At 48.3% G+C, this 17107-nt stretch carries 15 protein-coding genes and 1 other annotated feature; all 15 genes read left to right on the top strand.

Annotated features, from left to right (window positions below):
• The first annotated feature begins 226 nt into the window (after window positions 1–226).
• The gene (rpmG, locus tag T472_RS12095) at window positions 227–376 is read left to right on the top strand and encodes a 50S ribosomal protein L33 (RefSeq protein WP_023388441.1); all 150 of its coding nucleotides are present in this window, start codon (window positions 227–229) and stop codon (window positions 374–376) included.
• 23 nt (window positions 377–399) lie between these two features.
• Window positions 400–600, top strand: a complete 201-nt coding sequence (gene secE, locus T472_RS12090) for a preprotein translocase subunit SecE (protein WP_023388442.1) — start codon at window positions 400–402, stop codon at window positions 598–600.
• A gap of 55 nt (window positions 601–655) precedes the next feature.
• On the top strand, window positions 656–1180 hold the full coding sequence (nusG, locus tag T472_RS12085) for a transcription termination/antitermination protein NusG (RefSeq protein ID WP_023388443.1): 525 nt from the start codon (window positions 656–658) through the stop codon (window positions 1178–1180).
• 78 nt (window positions 1181–1258) lie between these two features.
• Entirely contained in the window at window positions 1259–1684 is a 426-nt protein-coding gene (gene rplK / locus T472_RS12080) for a 50S ribosomal protein L11 (RefSeq protein WP_023388444.1), read from the top strand.
• Window positions 1685–1743: 59 nt separating this feature from the next.
• Complete coding sequence (rplA, locus tag T472_RS12075) at window positions 1744–2433, top strand: 50S ribosomal protein L1 (protein ID WP_023388445.1); 690 nt, start codon at window positions 1744–1746, stop codon at window positions 2431–2433.
• 45 nt (window positions 2434–2478) lie between these two features.
• Window positions 2479–2601, top strand: a sequence feature (ribosomal protein L10 leader region).
• A 36-nt stretch (window positions 2602–2637) separates the two neighbouring features.
• Window positions 2638–3126, top strand: a complete 489-nt coding sequence (rplJ, locus tag T472_RS12070) for a 50S ribosomal protein L10 (protein ID WP_023388446.1) — start codon at window positions 2638–2640, stop codon at window positions 3124–3126.
• Window positions 3127–3209: 83 nt separating this feature from the next.
• Window positions 3210–3575 (top strand): 50S ribosomal protein L7/L12, encoded by a 366-nt coding sequence (gene rplL, locus T472_RS12065; RefSeq protein ID WP_040907506.1) that lies wholly within the window; start codon window positions 3210–3212, stop codon window positions 3573–3575.
• Window positions 3576–3710: 135 nt separating this feature from the next.
• Entirely contained in the window at window positions 3711–4517 is an 807-nt protein-coding gene (locus T472_RS12060) for a class I SAM-dependent methyltransferase (protein WP_023388448.1), read from the top strand.
• A gap of 69 nt (window positions 4518–4586) precedes the next feature.
• Complete coding sequence (locus T472_RS12055; protein WP_023388449.1) at window positions 4587–4967, top strand: YccF domain-containing protein; 381 nt, start codon at window positions 4587–4589, stop codon at window positions 4965–4967.
• 339 nt (window positions 4968–5306) lie between these two features.
• On the top strand, window positions 5307–8987 hold the full coding sequence (gene rpoB / locus T472_RS12050) for a DNA-directed RNA polymerase subunit beta (RefSeq protein WP_023388450.1): 3681 nt from the start codon (window positions 5307–5309) through the stop codon (window positions 8985–8987).
• Window positions 8988–9008: 21 nt separating this feature from the next.
• Window positions 9009–12551, top strand: coding sequence for a DNA-directed RNA polymerase subunit beta' (rpoC, locus tag T472_RS12045; RefSeq protein WP_023388451.1), 3543 nt, complete (start codon window positions 9009–9011; stop codon window positions 12549–12551).
• 180 nt (window positions 12552–12731) lie between these two features.
• Window positions 12732–13112, top strand: coding sequence for a 30S ribosomal protein S12 (rpsL, locus tag T472_RS12040; protein ID WP_023388452.1), 381 nt, complete (start codon window positions 12732–12734; stop codon window positions 13110–13112).
• A gap of 136 nt (window positions 13113–13248) precedes the next feature.
• Window positions 13249–13719 carry a 30S ribosomal protein S7 gene (rpsG, locus tag T472_RS12035; RefSeq protein ID WP_023388453.1) on the top strand — a complete coding sequence of 157 codons (471 nt, stop codon included), beginning with the start codon at window positions 13249–13251 and terminating at the stop codon, window positions 13717–13719.
• A gap of 74 nt (window positions 13720–13793) precedes the next feature.
• Window positions 13794–15869, top strand: coding sequence for an elongation factor G (fusA, locus tag T472_RS12030; protein ID WP_023388454.1), 2076 nt, complete (start codon window positions 13794–13796; stop codon window positions 15867–15869).
• A 41-nt stretch (window positions 15870–15910) separates the two neighbouring features.
• Window positions 15911–17104, top strand: a complete 1194-nt coding sequence (gene tuf / locus T472_RS12025) for an elongation factor Tu (protein ID WP_023388308.1) — start codon at window positions 15911–15913, stop codon at window positions 17102–17104.
• Window positions 17105–17107: the final 3 nt, after the last annotated feature.

The following is a 17107-nucleotide window of genomic DNA, read 5'->3' as shown; positions in this document are numbered from 1 at the left end:
CCATAAAGGCATAAGAGATTTGAAGGACCGGTTTATCCGGTCCTTTTTGCGGAAACGGAAAAGCGGATCAGGGCTATCGCCATGCCTGACACACTGAATTTGTTTATGTTTGGGTGTAATTTTTCGTTGACACGGCAAAACCTATGTGATAAAGTAACTTAGTAATACCCTACCCACGGGGTCTATTATCATGTTCAAAATATAAGAGGTACGGAGGTGCACAAAGGTGAGAGTTAGGATGACTTTGGCATGCACAGAGTGCAAGCAGAGAAACTATGACACTATGAAGAACAAGAAGAACAATCCGGAAAGACTCGAGATGAGCAAGTACTGCAAGTTCTGCCACAAGCATACGGTTCATAAAGAAACTAAGTAAGCTGGACTAAGGATGTGAATTTCATGGCTTCTAACGACAAAGGATTTTTGAACTTCCTAAAGGAAGTCAAAAGAGAATTCAAGAGGATAACCTGGCCCTCCCAGGAGGAAGTCAAAAAGGCCTTGACTGCAGTTGTTGTCATATGCACCATTTATATGGTAATGATAGCTGTATCAGACCTCCTTTTTGAGAATCTCCTGACAAATTTCCTTTTGAACATTTAAGTTTGAATCAAGGAAGGAGGAAAGGGGCGGATATCCATCCTGCTCCGCATTTTCTATGGAAGAAAAGGCAAGATGGTATGTTGTTCATACATACTCGGGTTATGAGAACAAGGTGAAGGTCAACCTTGAAAAGGCAATCGAAAACAGAAACCTAGGTCATCTTTTGCAGGGTGTTGAAGTTCCTATGGAAGAAGTCATCGAACGCAAGGATGACAAGGAAAAGGTCGTCCTCAAGAAGAAATTCCCAGGCTACGTCCTGGTGAAGATGGTCATGACCGAAGAATCCTGGTATATAGTAAGAAACACCAGGGGAGTCACCGGCTTCGTCGGCGCAAAGTCAAACAATCCTGTTCCGTTAACGAACGAAGAGGTCAAGTCAATGGGTATAGTGGAAGCTGCACCGAAGATAGACCTTGCAGTGGGCGAGAGCGTCAGGATAACTACAGCGCCTTTCAAGGGTTTCCCGGCTACTATCAGGGAAATCAACAAGGACAAGAAGAAGGTCAAGGTCGAGATCGAGATGTTCGGAAGATCAACTCCGGCAGAGCTCGAATTCAACCAGATCGAGAAAATCTACTAAGCTTTTTTGACCTGCGGGTCTTAATAAGTGGGAGGACCAAAGGTCCGCAATCTACCACAGTATAGGAGGAAAAAACTCATGGCAAAGAAAGTTACGGGAATGATCAAGTTACAGCTCCCAGCAGGAAAGGCTACTCCAGCACCACCGGTTGGACCAGCACTTGGACAGCACGGTGTCAACATCATGGGATTCTGTAAGGAATTCAACGCTAGGACAGCAGACAAGGTAGGATATATCATACCTGTCGTAATCACTGTCTATCAGGACAGATCATTCAGCTTCATACTCAAGACACCACCTGCAGCGGTCCTCATAAAGAAGGCGGCTGGAATCGAAAGTGGTTCAGGAGTTCCAAACAAGACCAAGGTGGCAAAGCTCACCAAGGAACAAGTGAGGCAGATCGCAGAAACAAAGATGCCTGACCTTAACGCTGCAACCATAGAGACTGCAATGAGCATGATCGAAGGAACAGCAAGGAGCATGGGCGTCACTATCGTTGAATAATCTTACCGGAACAGGTGGGAGGTAAAAACCGTTAAAACCACGAAGGAGGCAAAATTAACATGGGAAAGAATTATGTAGAAAGCGCCAAGCTCATAGACAGGCAGGCACTTTACACACCTGGTGAGGCACTTGACCTCGCTATAAAGACAGCAAAGGCTAAATTTGACGAGACAATAGAGCTTCACGTAAAGCTTGGAGTAGATCCAAGACATGCTGACCAGCAGGTCAGAGGTGCAGTTGTACTTCCAAACGGAACAGGAAAGACTGTAAGAGTCCTTGTTTTCGCTAAGGGAGCAAAGGCGCAGGAAGCTTTGGATGCAGGCGCAGACTATGTCGGAGCAGAGGAGTACCTTGACAAGATTCAGAAGGAGAATTGGTTCGACTTCGAAGTTGTTGTAGCAACTCCGGATATGATGGGAGTCGTGGGTAGGCTCGGAAGAGTTCTCGGACCAAAGGGTCTCATGCCGAACCCGAAGTCTGGAACAGTAACATTCGATGTAGCTAAGGCATTAGCTGATATCAAGGCTGGTAAGGTGGAGTACAGAGTCGACAAGACTGCTATAATCCACGTTCCGATCGGAAAGAAGTCATTCGGGAACGAGAAGCTCGCTCAGAACTTCAAGGCCCTTATGGAAGCCGTTGTAAAGGCTAAGCCCGCAGCAGCGAAGGGACAGTATATAAAGTCAGTTTCAGTTTCCTCAACAATGGGACCTGGAGTAAAGATAAATCCTGTGAAGGTTCTTGACTAAAACTGTTGACAAAGTCACGGCGAAGATGGTAACATACTACCGTTAAAGAAATGAATAGCCATTCCGTAGACAGTAGGTAGGGGAAATTCCCGTAAATCCGACCGAGGACTTTGAAGATTGATTTCAAAAGGTCTTTCCGTCTGCGGAAAGACCTTTCTTATTTACAAGATTGCAGTTTCAATGCTGTAAGGAGGTGGACACACAGTGAACAAGAACAAGCAGGTCAAGGAAGTCAAAGTCAATGAGATTGCCGAGAAGCTTGGAAAGGCGAAATCAGTTGTCCTTGTATCATATCAGGGAATAACTGTCGAGCAGGATACAGCTCTTAGAAAGAAGCTTAGAGAGTCAGGAATAGACTACAAGGTCTATAAGAACACTCTAGTGTCAAGGGCGGCTAAGTCCCTTAACATCGAAGGACTTGATCCTTATCTCGAAGGACCGGTTTCAATAGCTTTCGGCTATGAGAACGAGACTTTGGCAGCAAAGCTCCTCAGCGACTTCGCTAAGGAAAGCAAGAAGCTTGAGCTCAAGGCGGCATACGTAGACGGTTCCGTACTTGATGCGGAAGGCGTAAAGATGCTCGCAACGATCCCATCCAAGGAAGTCCTTATCGGAAAGTTCCTCGGAAGCATCAAATCCCCATTGTCGAACCTTGTATACATGCTCAATGCAGTTGCTGAGAGCAAGGCTTAAGTTTCGGCTGAGTAACCAGAAGGTCGGGCTGTCAGCCTGACAAACAAATTTTTCGAATAAACACGGAGGTGTCAATAATGGCAATATCAAGGGAAGAAATAATTGCAGCAATCAAGGAAATGACAGTTCTCGAGCTTAACGAGCTCGTAAAGGCATGTGAAGAGGAGTTCGGAGTATCCGCAGCAGCACCAGTTGCAGCAGCAGGCGCAGTTGCTGAGGCAGCTGTAGTTGAGGAGAAGACTGAGTTCGACGTAATCCTTGCATCAGCAGGAGCAGAGAAGATAAAGGTCATCAAGGCTGTAAGGGAAATCACAGGACTTGGACTTAAGGAAGCTAAGGAGCTCGTTGATGGAGCACCAAAGCCAGTTAAGGAAGGCGTTTCAAAGGATGAGGCTGAAGCTATGAAGGCTAAGCTTGCAGAAGTTGGAGCTACAGTAGAAATTAAGTAATTCCGGAACATGGAGCAGGACTGATATCCTGCTCCTGTTTTTTTGTGCATTTTCCGTTAATATTCTGCCATTTTGGGGAAATTGACCCCATGCGGCGTTATAATCGAATTATCAAATCCTTTAGGAAGGTGCGGCATGGACTACAGGGGTAAAAACAAGGAAGCCTGGGAAGAGGCTTATGACAACAGAAGGCAGGACTATGACAAAGATCTGGTAGCAAGGCTCAACGAGGAGGAGTTTCCTTATCTTGACCCTGAGCTTCTCTTTGAAATGAAGAAATATGAATTCAGGGGTAAAACCTGTGCCCAGTTCTGCTCTAACAATGGAAGGGAGCTTCTGAACCTTTCGAAGCTTGGTCTGGAGAAGGGGATTGGCTTTGACATTGCTGCAAACATGGTGAAGGCTGCCAATTCCTTCGCTGATGAGCTGGCTTTGCCGTGTTCCTTCATCGAGACGGACATACTTGAGATAGGGGAGGAGCATTACGATTCCTTCGACTACGGACTTGTGACCATTGGTGCCCTGACCTGGTTCAAGGACCTCCATCCATTCTTCAGGAAGGTATCGTCCTGCCTGAAGGAAAATGGAGTTCTCTTCATTCATGAGATGCATCCATTCTGCGGCATGCTTGCAGTAAGGGGTGAGGAAAACTTCGATGAAGATGAGCCGGACAGGATCCGGAATTCATATTTCAAGGATGAGCCCTGGGTTGATGACTCCGGAATGAACTACATGACAGGCAAAGAATACTCATCCAAGACATTCACGTCCTTCCAGCATACCCTCGGCAGCATCATAAACGCAATGTCTGACAGCGGGCTTCATGCGGTAAGGCTTAAGGAGTACGAGAGGGACATAGCGGGAGGGATGTTCTCATCCCTGGAGGACAAGGGGTTTCCGCTCTCCTATGTGCTTGTCGCTTTTAAGTCTCCCGGAAAATAGCTGGCTTCGAATATTATTAATCAGATTTCAATGTTCATCCCGTATATTGTTATCGAGGGGGTGGACTGCATGAGTCTCATAGGCAATTTCATATGGCTGGTCTTTGGTGGCTTCATACCGGCAATAGGCTGGTTCGTCGTAGGGGTCCTGTGGTGCCTTACCATAATCGGGATACCAATAGGCATCCAGTGCTTCAAGATGGCTGACCTTCAGCTGTTCCCGTTCGGAAGGGACGTATCCTTCGACGGAGTCGGGCTTGGAAGCCTCATACTCAACATAATCTGGATATTCTTCGGAGGCTTCGAGCTGTTCATACTGAATGCACTCATCGGAGTGGCGTTCTGCATCACGATCATCGGGATACCATTCGGATTGCAGAGCTTCAAGATGGCAAAGCTTTCCCTTATGCCGTTCGGCGCAAGGATCGTCAGCAACAGGAACAGATTGTGAAGACCTTCATAGAAGGTTCATAACTTCTGAAATAGGGACCCTGAGCGGGTCTCTATTCGTTTGAGCATCATTAGCAACTGAATACGAATTGTCTGACAATATTTTCAAACAAAACCTGGGCTAATTCGTTGACTAGTTGTTAATATTGTGATAATATACTTAATTGTACTCTTGTAATAGAGAGAAAAGAAGGTTAAAATATTAAATGGGGATTTTTGCGAAAGTCGCTGATTTTCTGCAAGGTCCCATACGTTTCTAATCGGTTGAATCCAAGAGACAAAGTCCCTAGGGAACTTGCGTCTTTTTGGGCATTTTTAGTTTTTTGAGGGGTGAATGCTAATGGTACATCCTGTTCCAATTCCTACAGGAAAAAGAACAAGAATGAGTTTCGGAAGAGTCAAGGACGTCTTCGAAATGCCTAACCTCATCGAGGTCCAGCTTGATTCATACAACTGGTTCCTTGAGGAAGGGCTTGACGAGGTCTTTGATGACATCAACCCGATCACCAATTATGGTGGCAGCCTGGTTTTGAAGTTCGTGGGCTTCCATCTGGACAGAGAGAACATCAAATACTCCATCGAGGAGTGCAAGGAAAGGGATTCCACCTATTCCGCATCCTTGAAGGTGAAGGTAAGGCTCGAGAACATCGAGACCGGAGAAATCAAGGAACAGGAAGTCTTTATGGGCGAGTTCCCGCTGATGACCGAACAGGGAACCTTCATCATAAACGGAGCTGAAAGAGTTATCGTTTCGCAGCTTGTAAGGTCTCCTGGGGTATATTACAACGAGTCCCTGGACAAGAACGGGAAAAAACTCTATGCATCCACCGTCATACCTAACAGAGGAGCCTGGCTGGAATTCGAGACCGATTCGAACGATGTCATAAGTGTAAGGATAGACAAGACAAGGAAGCTTCCCATAACTGTGCTTGCAAGGGCAATGGGAATGTCAAGCGACATGGACATACTTTCCTATTTCGGTGAAGAGGAAAGGCTCAAGGCTACGCTTGAAAAGGACAATACCACAAACAAGGAGGAAGGCCTCCTTGAGATATACAAGAGGCTGAGACCCGGTGAGCCTCCTACTGTGGACAGCGCAGTATCCCTTATCGATTCGCTGTTCTTCGATGCGAAGAGATATGACCTTTCAAAGGTCGGCAGATACAAGTTCAACAAGAAGCTGAACATCGCTGCAAGGATCGTGAACCACATATCAGCAAATGACATAGTAGACCCTTCAACTGGCGAGATAATAGTCGGCAAGGGTGAGAAGATCACGAGAGAAAAGGCAAAGGCTGTGCATGCCTGCGCTATCAACTCTGTTGATGTCATTGTGGACGACAAGACTATAAGGGTGATAGGAAATAACTTCGTTAACATGAAGGATTTCATCTCATTCGACCCGAAGATTGTCGGAATAAAGGAACTGGTGCATTTCCCGGTCCTGCGTTCAATACTCAACATGAACCTTGAAGAGGATGACCTCAAGGAAGAGATAAGGAAGAATTTCCATGGCCTTGTCCCTAAGCATATCCTTAAGGACGACATATATGCAGCGATAAGCTACGAGCTTGGACTTCCATACAGGATAGGCGTTGTCGATGACATCGACCATCTTGGAAACAGAAGGCTGAGGTCTGTAGGCGAGCTTCTCCAGAACCAGTTCAGGATCGGACTGTCAAGGATGGAGAGGGTAGTCAAGGAAAGGATGACGATACAGGACCAGGAGAACATAACTCCGCAGGCCCTTATCAACATCAGGCCTGTTACTGCTGCAATAAAGGAATTCTTCGGATCCTCGCAGCTTTCCCAGTTCATGGACCAGACCAACCCGCTTTCAGAGCTCACTCACAAGAGAAGACTCTCAGCGCTCGGACCTGGAGGACTTTCAAGGGAAAGGGCAGGCTTCGAGGTAAGGGACGTACATCACTCCCATTACGGAAGGATGTGCCCCATAGAGACCCCTGAAGGACCGAACATAGGACTCATCAACTCCCTGGCTACTTTTGCCAAGGTCAATGAGTACGGCTTCATAGAGACTCCTTACAGGGTGGTAGACAAGTCCACCGGTACTGTAACCACTGAAGTTAAGTACTTCACCGCAGACGAGGAGGACCAGTACTTCATAGCCCAGGCAAACGAGCCTCTTGACGAGACCGGAAGGTTCGTAGGCGAAAGGGTGGCTGTAAGGGACATGGAGGATATGGCTGTCATAACAAGGCAGAGTGTAGACCTCATGGATATATCACCAAGGCAGCTGGTATCCGTTGCAACAGCAATGATACCGTTCCTTGAGAACGACGACGCATCAAGAGCCCTGATGGGATCAAACATGCAGCGTCAGGCCGTTCCGCTTCTGAAGGCAACAGCGCCGATAGTCGGAACAGGCATAGAGTACAAGGCGGCTTCTGACTCAGGAGTGCTTCCGAAGGCTGTACATGAAGGTACGGTAGTATATGTAAGCGCGAATGAGATAAGGATAAAGCGGGCTGACGGGGGTCTCATCGACACCTACAGGCTTCTGAAGTTCAAGAGAAGCAACCAGGGTACATGCATCAATCAGAAGCCTCTTGTGGAAAAGGGAGAGTATGTGAAGAAGGGAGCCCTTCTTGCAGACGGACCGTCTACAGACCTCGGTGAGATAGCCCTCGGAAAGAATATCCGAATCGGCTTCATAACCTGGGAAGGCTACAACTACGAGGACGCCATGCTGATATCGGAAGAGCTGGTAAGGGACGACGTCTTCACCTCGATACATATTGAGGAATACGAGGCTGAGGCAAGGGACACCAAGCTTGGGCCGGAAGAGATAACAAGGGATATCCCTAATGTCGGTGACGACTCCTTAAGGGACCTGGATGACAGGGGAATAATAAGGATAGGTGCCGAAGTAAGGTCTGGAGACATACTTGTCGGTAAGGTAACACCTAAGGGTGAGACTGAGCTCACTGCGGAAGAAAGGCTCCTCAGAGCTATATTCGGCGAAAAGGCAAGGGAAGTAAGGGATACATCACTGAGAGTGCCGCATGGTGAATCAGGTATCATAGTAGACATCAAGGTATTCACAAGAGACAATGCTGATGAGCTGCCGCCAGGAGTCAACATGCTCGTAAGGTGCTATATCGCACAGAAGAGGAAGATCTCCGTTGGTGACAAGATGGCCGGAAGACATGGAAACAAGGGTGTCATCTCAAGGGTTCTCCCTGAGGAAGACATGCCATTCCTGCCTGACGGAAGACCTCTCCAGATATGCCTGAATCCTCTTGGAGTTCCTTCCCGAATGAATATCGGACAGGTACTTGAGGTCCATCTCGGTTGGGCGGCCTCAAAGATGGGCTGGCATGTTGCCACCCCGGTATTTGACGGAGCGACAGAGAAGGACATCGAGGATATGCTCGAGAAGGCCGGATATGACAGGAACGGCAAGACATTGCTTTACGACGGAAGGACAGGAGAAGCCTTTGACAATCCTGTCACCGTAGGATACATGTACATACTGAAGCTTGCGCATCTGGTCGATGACAAGATACATGCAAGGTCTACAGGACCGTACTCCCTTGTAACTCAGCAGCCGCTGGGCGGAAAGGCGCAGTTCGGAGGACAGAGGTTCGGAGAAATGGAAGTCTGGGCACTTGAGGCTTATGGCTCTGCCCACACTCTGCAGGAGATACTTACAGTCAAGTCCGATGACGTCGTCGGAAGAGTCAAGACATATGAGTCCATCGTCAAGGGTGAGAATATCCCTGAGCCGGGCATACCAGAGTCGTTCAAGGTCCTTATAAAGGAACTTCAGGCTCTGTGTCTGGATGTCAAGGTACTGAATGACGAGAAGGAAGAGATAGAGATAAAGGAATCGGTTGAAGAGGAAGTCTTCACTGAGATAACCGGAATATCCATCGATTCCCCGGAGGACATAATCATCGATACAGGCGAGGAATTCGATAAGGATGCGCTGATAATTGATGATGAGGATTTCGAAATTGATGATGACACGAGCGATTTTGCCGACGATTTAGAGTAATTGGAGGGAGGACAACCCTTTATGGAATTAAACAACTTTGATGCGCTGCAGATAGGCCTTGCATCTCCTGAGGAGATCAGAGGCTGGTCCAGAGGCGAGGTTAAGAAGCCGGAAACCATAAACTACAGGACCCTCAAGCCGGAAAGGGACGGACTGTTCTGCGAAAGAATATTCGGGCCTATGAAGGACTGGGAGTGCCACTGCGGTAAATACAAGAGAGTAAGATACAAGGGCATAATATGCGACAGATGCGGAGTCGAGGTAACCAAGGCCAAGGTAAGGAGAGAGAGGATGGGGCACATAGAGCTTGCCGCACCTGTCTCCCATATATGGTACTTCAAGGGCATCCCTTCGAGGATGGGACTCATCCTCGACATGAGCCCGAGGTCACTTGAGAAGATACTGTACTTTGCATCCTACGTGGTGCTTGACCCGAAGAACACCACCTTCATGAAGAAGCAGGTGCTCACGGAGAAGGAATACAGGGATATGGTAGAGCAGGAGGGAGAATACTCCTTCACTGCAAAGATGGGAGCGGAAGCCATCAAGGCTCTGCTCGCTGAAATAGACCTTGAGAAATCCTCAAAGGAGCTCAAGGAAGACCTTAAGAACGCAACCGGACAGAAGAGGGTCAGGATAATAAGAAGGCTTGAGGTGATCGAGTCCTTCAGGAAGTCCGGAAACAGGCCTGACTGGATGATCATAGATGTCATTCCGGTAATACCTCCTGACATAAGGCCAATGGTTCAGCTTGACGGCGGAAGGTTCGCAACCTCTGACCTGAATGACCTTTACAGAAGGGTCATAAACAGGAACAACAGGCTGAAGAAGCTCCTTGACCTCGGCGCTCCTGACATAATCGTAAGGAACGAGAAGAGGATGCTTCAGGAAGCTGTGGATGCGCTTATCGACAACGGCAGAAGAGGAAGACCGGTAACAGGTCCTGGAAACAGGCCGTTAAAGTCCCTTTCCGACATGCTGAAGGGTAAGCAGGGAAGGTTCAGGCAGAACCTCCTTGGTAAGCGTGTTGACTATTCAGGAAGATCGGTTATCGTCGTCGGCCCTGAGCTGAAGATGTACCAGTGCGGTCTCCCCAAGGAGATGGCGCTTGAATTGTTCAAGCCTTTCGTAATGAAGAAGCTGGTTGCAAACGGAACAGCACACAACATAAAGAGTGCGAAGAGAATGGTGGAGAGGGTCCAGCCTCAGGTCTGGGATATCCTTGAAGAGGTCATCACTGACCATCCGGTTCTCCTTAACAGGGCACCTACGCTGCACAGGCTTGGAATCCAGGCATTCCAACCGGTACTTGTCGAAGGAAGGGCACTTAAGCTCCATCCCCTGGTATGTACCGCGTACAATGCAGACTTCGACGGAGACCAGATGGCCGTCCACGTTCCATTGTCAATGGAGGCGCAGGCTGAAGCCAGGTTCCTTATGCTCGCATCAGGAAACATACTGAAGCCATCTGACGGAAAGCCGGTATCTGTTCCATCGCAGGATATGGTCCTTGGATCCTACTACCTGACAATGGAGAGACCGTCAAACGACGGCTTCGACAAGCTGTACATATCAAAGGAAGAAGCCCTGATGGCATATCAGGTCAAGGCTGTAACCCTTCAGGAGCCTATCAAGGTCAGACTTTCAAAGGTCGTTGATGGTGTGGAGAGGACAGAGATAATAAGGACAACTGTAGGAAAGCTCGTATTCAACGAATCAGTTCCGCAGGACCTTGGATTCGTCGACAGGACCGATGAAGCTAACCTGTTCAAGCCGGAAATCGACTTCCTTGTTGACAAGAAGAAGCTTGGAAAGATAGTTGACAAATGCTACATAAAGCATGGGCCGACTCTTACCTCCAGGATGCTTGATGATATCAAGGCCCTTGGGTACCATTACTCCACTGTCGGAGCCATCACGGTCGCGGTTGCGGACATGATCGTGCCTGACAAGAAGTATGTACTTCTTAAGGAAGCTGATGATACCGTAGACAAGATCGAGAAGATGTTCAAGAGAGGACTCATCTCAGAAGAGGAAAGATACAACAGGGTAATAGAGAAGTGGACAAAGACGACCGATGAGGTTGCTGACGCCCTTATGGAATCCCTGGACAAATACAACCCGATATTCATGATGGCGGACTCAGGTGCGAGAGGATCCAAATCCCAGATCAAGCAGCTGGCGGGAATGAGAGGACTTATGGCCAACCCGTCAGGAAAGATCGTCGAAAGACCGATCAGGGCTTCATTCAGGGAAGGCCTTGACGTTCTCGAGTACTTCATATCAACTCACGGAGCAAGAAAGGGTAATGCGGATACCGCCCTTAAGACAGCTGACTCAGGATACCTGACAAGGAGACTTGTCGATGTATCACAGGAAGTGATAGTAAGGGAAGAGGACTGCGGAACCACTGAAGGCATCGAGATTGAGGCAATCAGCGAAGCTGGTGATATTATCGAGACACTTAGGGAGAGACTTACAGGAAGATTCACCATGCAGGACATCGTCCATCCGGAAACAGGGGAGATCCTTGTCCGCGACGGCGAGTACATCGAACCGCTTATGGCGGAGAAGATAGATGGCCTTGGAATCAAGAAGGTCAAGATCAGGTCGGTTTATACCTGCCAGACAAAGGTGGGCGTATGCGCCAAGTGCTACGGCATGAATATGGCAACTGCGAGCCAGATCAATATCGGCGAGGCTGTGGGCATCATCGCTGCGCAGAGTATAGGAGAGCCGGGAACACAGCTTACGATGAGAACATTCCATACAGGCGGAGTTGCCGGAGCCGACATAACCCAGGGTCTTCCCAGGGTTGAAGAGCTCTTTGAGGCGAGAAAGCCAAAGGGACTTGCAGTTGTCACCGATATCGGCGGCAGCGTAAGGCTTGAGGAGACCAAGAAGAAGAGGACAGTGCATGTGCTTTCTGAGACCGGCGAGGAATTCAGCTATGACATACCTTTCGGATCCAGAATGAAGGTTTCGGATGGAATGGTGGTTGGAGCCGGAGATGCTCTTACTGAAGGCTCAATAAATCCTCATGACATCATGAGGATAAAGGGAGTTGACGGTGTCAGGGACTATCTCCTTTCAGAGGTACAGAAGGTTTACAGGCTGCAGGGTGTTGACATCAATGACAAGCATCTTGAGGTTGTCGTAAGACAGATGACAAGAAAGGTCAAGGTCAGTGAAGCAAATGACACTGAACTTCTTCCGGGAGTACTCATAGACATATTCGACTTCATCGCTGAAAACAACAGGGTAAGGGAGCTCGGACTCAAGGAAGCGGAAGGCGAGCAGGTGCTGCTTGGAATAACAAAGGCATCCCTTGCTACAGATTCGTTCCTCTCAGCTGCATCCTTCCAGGAAACCACAAGGGTCCTGACCGATGCCGCTATAAAGGGTAAGATCGACCCGCTGCTTGGACTCAAGGAGAACGTCATAATAGGAAAGCTGATTCCAGCCGGTACCGGAATGACCAGGTACAATGCCATAAAGCTAAGTACCGACAATGACCTTGCTGTAGAGAAGCTTGAGGAAGAAGAAGAGATCATAGAGGATTAGTGTCTATTTGTTGACACTTACCCATGGTTTTGGTAGAATAAAATTTGTGTGATTTAGAGGAACGGTGTTTTGGATAATCCAAAGCACCGGGCTTGTCCCACGAAGCCCGTTAAAGGGTGTTGCTCAGGTATCTATTAACCCATATAGATATGTTTCATAAAGACACACGGAGGTGAAAAAATGCCAACTATTAACCAGCTAGTAAGGAAGGGCAGAGAGACAGCAGTCTATAAGACTAATTCTCCAGCTCTAAAGGAGTCCCCTCAGAAAAGAGGAGTCTGCACAGTAGTCAAGACAACTACTCCTAAGAAGCCAAACTCAGCGCTCAGAAAGATCGCCAGGGTAAGACTTGTTAACGGATATGAGGTTACGGCCTATATCGGTGGAGTAGGACACAACCTTCAGGAGCACAGCGTTGTTCTCATAAGGGGTGGAAGAGTCAAGGACCTTCCTGGTGTAAGGTACCACATTGTCAGAGGAGCACTCGACAGCGCAGGTGTCAACAACAGGCTGCAGTCAAGGTCCAAGTATGGTGCTAAGAGGCCTAAGGTCAAGAAGTAGCATCAATCAGTGCTGTGTTTTTATGAATCAGATGGGAAAGATTTTTCATTCAGATATATATAAAAATAGAGCGCTTTGCGGTATAGCATACCGAGTACCGATGAATTAATCGACAATTGTTAAGGAGGGAAGAAAAGTGCCAAGGAAAGGTTTTATAGCAAAAAGAGATGTACTGCCTGATCCGGTTTACAATTCGAAAGTAGTTACAAAGCTCATCAACAACGTCATGGACGATGGCAAGAAGGGCGTAGCTCAGAAGATAGTATACGGAGCATTCGAAATAATCCAGGCAAAGACAGGAAACGACCCTGTTTCCGTATTCGAGACGGCGATGAACAATGTAATGCCGCTTCTTGAAGTAAAGTCAAGGAGAATAGGCGGATCCAACTATCAGGTTCCAATAGAGGTAAGGCCGGAAAGAAGGCAGACTCTTGGAATCAGATGGCTGCTTCTTGCTGTTGACAAGAGATCAGAGAAGTACGCAAGGGAGAGATTGGCCGGAGAGCTGATGGACGCTGCGAACAACACTGGAACTGCTGTCAAGAAGAGAGAAGACACACACAGGATGGCGGAAGCCAACAAGGCGTTCGCTCACTACAGATACTAATATCCGCAAGAAACTGTTTTGGCTAAAAAGCTGGGACAGTTTCCTGTAATTTAACAACGAGAGGAGGAGTCCGTGTGGCAAGACAGTTCCCTTTGGAGAAATTCCGTAACATAGGGATAATGGCACATATTGACGCAGGAAAGACAACTACGACTGAGCGTATTCTTTTCTATACAGGAAAGACACATAAGATCGGAGAAACCCACGAGGGTGAGTCTCAGATGGACTGGATGGCTCAGGAGAAGGAAAGAGGAATAACCATAACATCTGCTGCTACCCAGGCAGAATGGAATGGGCATGTAATAAACATCATCGACACTCCGGGCCACGTAGACTTCACCGTAGAAGTTGAGAGATCCCTGAGGGTCCTCGACGGAGCGGTGACAGTACTCGATGCCAAGTCAGGTGTCGAGCCCCAGACAGAAACAGTCTGGAGGCAGGCCGACAAGTACGGCGTGCCAAGAGTCGTTTATGTGAACAAGATGGACGCCACCGGCGCCAACTTCTTCAACTGCATAAAGACCATGAAGGACAGGCTGAGGGCAAACGCAGTTCCAATACAGATTCCAATCGGTGAAGAGGGAGGCTTCAAGGGCCTCGTGGACCTCGTTACAATGGAAGGAATCGTTCATCTTGACGACCTTGGAAAAGAGATCGAAAAGGGACCGATCCCAGCAAACCTTGTCGACCAGGCCAATGAATACAGGACAATCCTCATAGAGGCTGTTGCGGATCTTGATGAAGACCTTACTATGAAGTACCTCGAGGGCGAGGAGTTCACTGTGGAGGAGATCAAGGCAGCGCTCAGAAAGGGTGTAATCGCAAACCAGATAGTTCCTGTAATCTGCGGATCATCATACAAGAACAAGGGCGTACAGGAAATGATTGACGCGGTAGTTGACTACCTCCCGTCACCACTTGACATCCCTGCTGTAATAGGTACCAACCTTGATGGTGAGGAAGAGTCAAGGCCGGCATCAGATGATGCCCCGATGTCAGCCCTTGCATTCAAGATAGCTACCGACCCGTTCGTAGGTAAGCTTGCATTCACAAGGATCTATTCCGGCGTAATGACTTCAGGCTCCTACGTCATCAACACGACAAAGGGCGGCAAGAAGGAAAGAATCGGAAGACTCGTAAAGATGCATGCAAACCACAGGCAGGAGATCACAGAGCTCAGAGCCGGAGATATAGGCGCAGTTGTAGGACTCAAGGATACCACTACAGGAGATACGCTTTCAGTTGATACTGATCCTATCATCCTCGAGACAATGGTATTCCCGGAGCCGGTCATAAACGTCGCTATCGAGCCTAACACCAAGGCTGGCCAGGAGAAGATGGGTCTTGCGCTTGCAAAGCTTTCTGAAGAGGACCCGACATTCAAGACATGGACTGACCAGGAGACAGGTCAGGTGATCATAGCGGGAATGGGCGAGCTCCATCTCGAAATCATCGTTGACAGACTCCAGAGGGAGTTCAAGGTAGAGTGCAACGTCGGTGCTCCACAAGTTGCCTACAAGGAGACTATCAGGAAGCAGGTCACTGCTGAAGGTAAGTTCGTAAGGCAGTCAGGCGGACGCGGACAGTACGGACACGCGATAATTGAAATGATCCCTAATCCAGGTGAATACATATTCGAGAACGCTGTCGTAGGTGGAACAATTCCTAAGGAGTTCATTCCTGCAGTTGACCAGGGTATCAGGGAAGCATCCAAGGCGGGTGTTGTTGCCGGATTCCCGGTTCTTGACTTCAAGGTAAGGCTCATAGAAGGTTCCTACCACGATGTCGACTCATCAGAAATGGCCTTCAAGATTGCCGGATCCATGGCGTTCAAGAACGCGATGGCAAAGGCAGACCCTGCGATACTCGAGCCTATAATGAAGGTAGAGGTCACAGTTCCTGAAGAGTACATGGGTGACGTCATAGGTGACCTCAACTCAAGGAGAGGAAGAATCGAAGGCATGGACGACAGGGCTGGAGCCAAGGTCGTAAGAGCCCATGTTCCACTTTCCGACATGTTCGGATATTCAACTACCCTAAGGTCCAAGACCCAGGGAAGAGGAGTATACGCCATGGAGTTCGACCACTATGATTTCGTTCCTAAGAACATCCAGGAGCAGATTGCAGGAAAGAGAAACTCGGATAAGTAGTTCGTGAAACAAATTCAAATATCAAGGAGGATCAACAAAGAATGGCAAAAGCAAAATTCGAGAGAAACAAGCCTCATGTAAATATCGGAACCATAGGTCACGTCGACCACGGCAAGACCACCCTTACAGCGGCAATAACGACAGTACTGTCAAAGAAGGGTTATGCGAACGCAACAAAGTATGACGAGATAGACAAGGCACCAGAGGAGAAGGAAAGAGGAATCACAATCAACACAGCACACGTTGAGTATGAGACCGACAACAGGCACTATGCGCATGTTGACTGCCCAGGCCATGCTGACTATGTCAAGAACATGATCACAGGAGCTGCACAGATGGACGGAGCGATCCTTGTCGTATCAGCAGCAGACGGCCCAATGCCACAGACAAGGGAGCACATACTCCTTGCGTCAAGGGTTGGAGTTAACTACATAGTAGTATTCCTCAACAAGGCAGACATGGTAGACGATGCAGAGCTTCTTGAGCTTGTAGAGATGGAAGTAAGAGAGCTGCTTGACGAGTACGATTTCCCGGGCGACGACACACCGATCGTAGCGGGATCAGCACTCAAGGCGCTTGAGAACCCGGATGATCCAGTAGCGACAAAGTGCATCAATGACCTTATGGATGCAGTAGACAGCTACATACCGACACCGGTAAGAAATACAGACAAGCCATTCCTTATGCCTGTAGAGGACGTATTCACTATCACAGGAAGAGGAACAGTTGCAACAGGAAGAGTTGAGAGCGGAATACTCAAGGTCGGCGACGAAGTTGAGATAGTAGGACTTTCAGAAGAGAAGAAGAAGACAGTCTGCACAGGCGTGGAGATGTTCAGGAAGCTTCTTGATTCGGCACAGGCAGGCGACAACATAGGAGCACTGCTCAGAGGAGTGCAGAGGTCTGACATCGAAAGAGGGCAGGTCCTTGCAAAGCCAGGAACAGTAAAGCCACACACAAAGTTCGTAGGACAGGTATACGTACTTAAGAAAGAAGAAGGCGGAAGGCATACACCGTTCTTTGACGGATACAGGCCACAGTTCTACTTCAGAACCACAGACGTAACAGGAAGCATAAAGCTGCCTGACGGAATGGAAATGGTAATGCCTGGAGACCACATCGACATGAACGTTGAGCTGATCACACCGATCGCAATGGATGAGGGACTCAGGTTCGCTATAAGGGAAGGCGGAAGGACCGTAGGTTCAGGCGTCGTTACCACCATAAAGGCATAAGAG

The sequence above is a fragment of the Youngiibacter fragilis 232.1 genome, assembly GCF_000495435.3.
Taxonomy (GTDB): Bacteria; Bacillota; Clostridia; order Clostridiales; family Clostridiaceae; genus Youngiibacter; species Youngiibacter fragilis.
This window is presented reverse-complemented; position numbering and strand designations above follow the sequence as displayed.

What these genes read in the sequence shown, in the direction of transcription:
- secE (WP_023388442.1), top strand. Translation starts at nt 400, where the DNA reads ATGGCTTCTAACGACAAAGGATTTTTGAACTTCCTAAAGGAAGTCAAA.
- nusG (WP_023388443.1), top strand. Translation starts at nt 656, where the DNA reads ATGGAAGAAAAGGCAAGATGGTATGTTGTTCATACATACTCGGGTTAT.
- rplK (WP_023388444.1), top strand. Translation starts at nt 1,259, where the DNA reads ATGGCAAAGAAAGTTACGGGAATGATCAAGTTACAGCTCCCAGCAGGA.
- rplA (WP_023388445.1), top strand. Translation starts at nt 1,744, where the DNA reads ATGGGAAAGAATTATGTAGAAAGCGCCAAGCTCATAGACAGGCAGGCA.
- T472_RS12060 (WP_023388448.1), top strand. Translation starts at nt 3,711, where the DNA reads ATGGACTACAGGGGTAAAAACAAGGAAGCCTGGGAAGAGGCTTATGAC.
- T472_RS12055 (WP_023388449.1), top strand. Translation starts at nt 4,587, where the DNA reads ATGAGTCTCATAGGCAATTTCATATGGCTGGTCTTTGGTGGCTTCATA.
- rpoB (WP_023388450.1), top strand. Translation starts at nt 5,307, where the DNA reads ATGGTACATCCTGTTCCAATTCCTACAGGAAAAAGAACAAGAATGAGT.
- rpoC (WP_023388451.1), top strand. Translation starts at nt 9,009, where the DNA reads ATGGAATTAAACAACTTTGATGCGCTGCAGATAGGCCTTGCATCTCCT.
- rpsL (WP_023388452.1), top strand. Translation starts at nt 12,732, where the DNA reads ATGCCAACTATTAACCAGCTAGTAAGGAAGGGCAGAGAGACAGCAGTC.
- tuf (WP_023388308.1), top strand. Translation starts at nt 15,911, where the DNA reads ATGGCAAAAGCAAAATTCGAGAGAAACAAGCCTCATGTAAATATCGGA.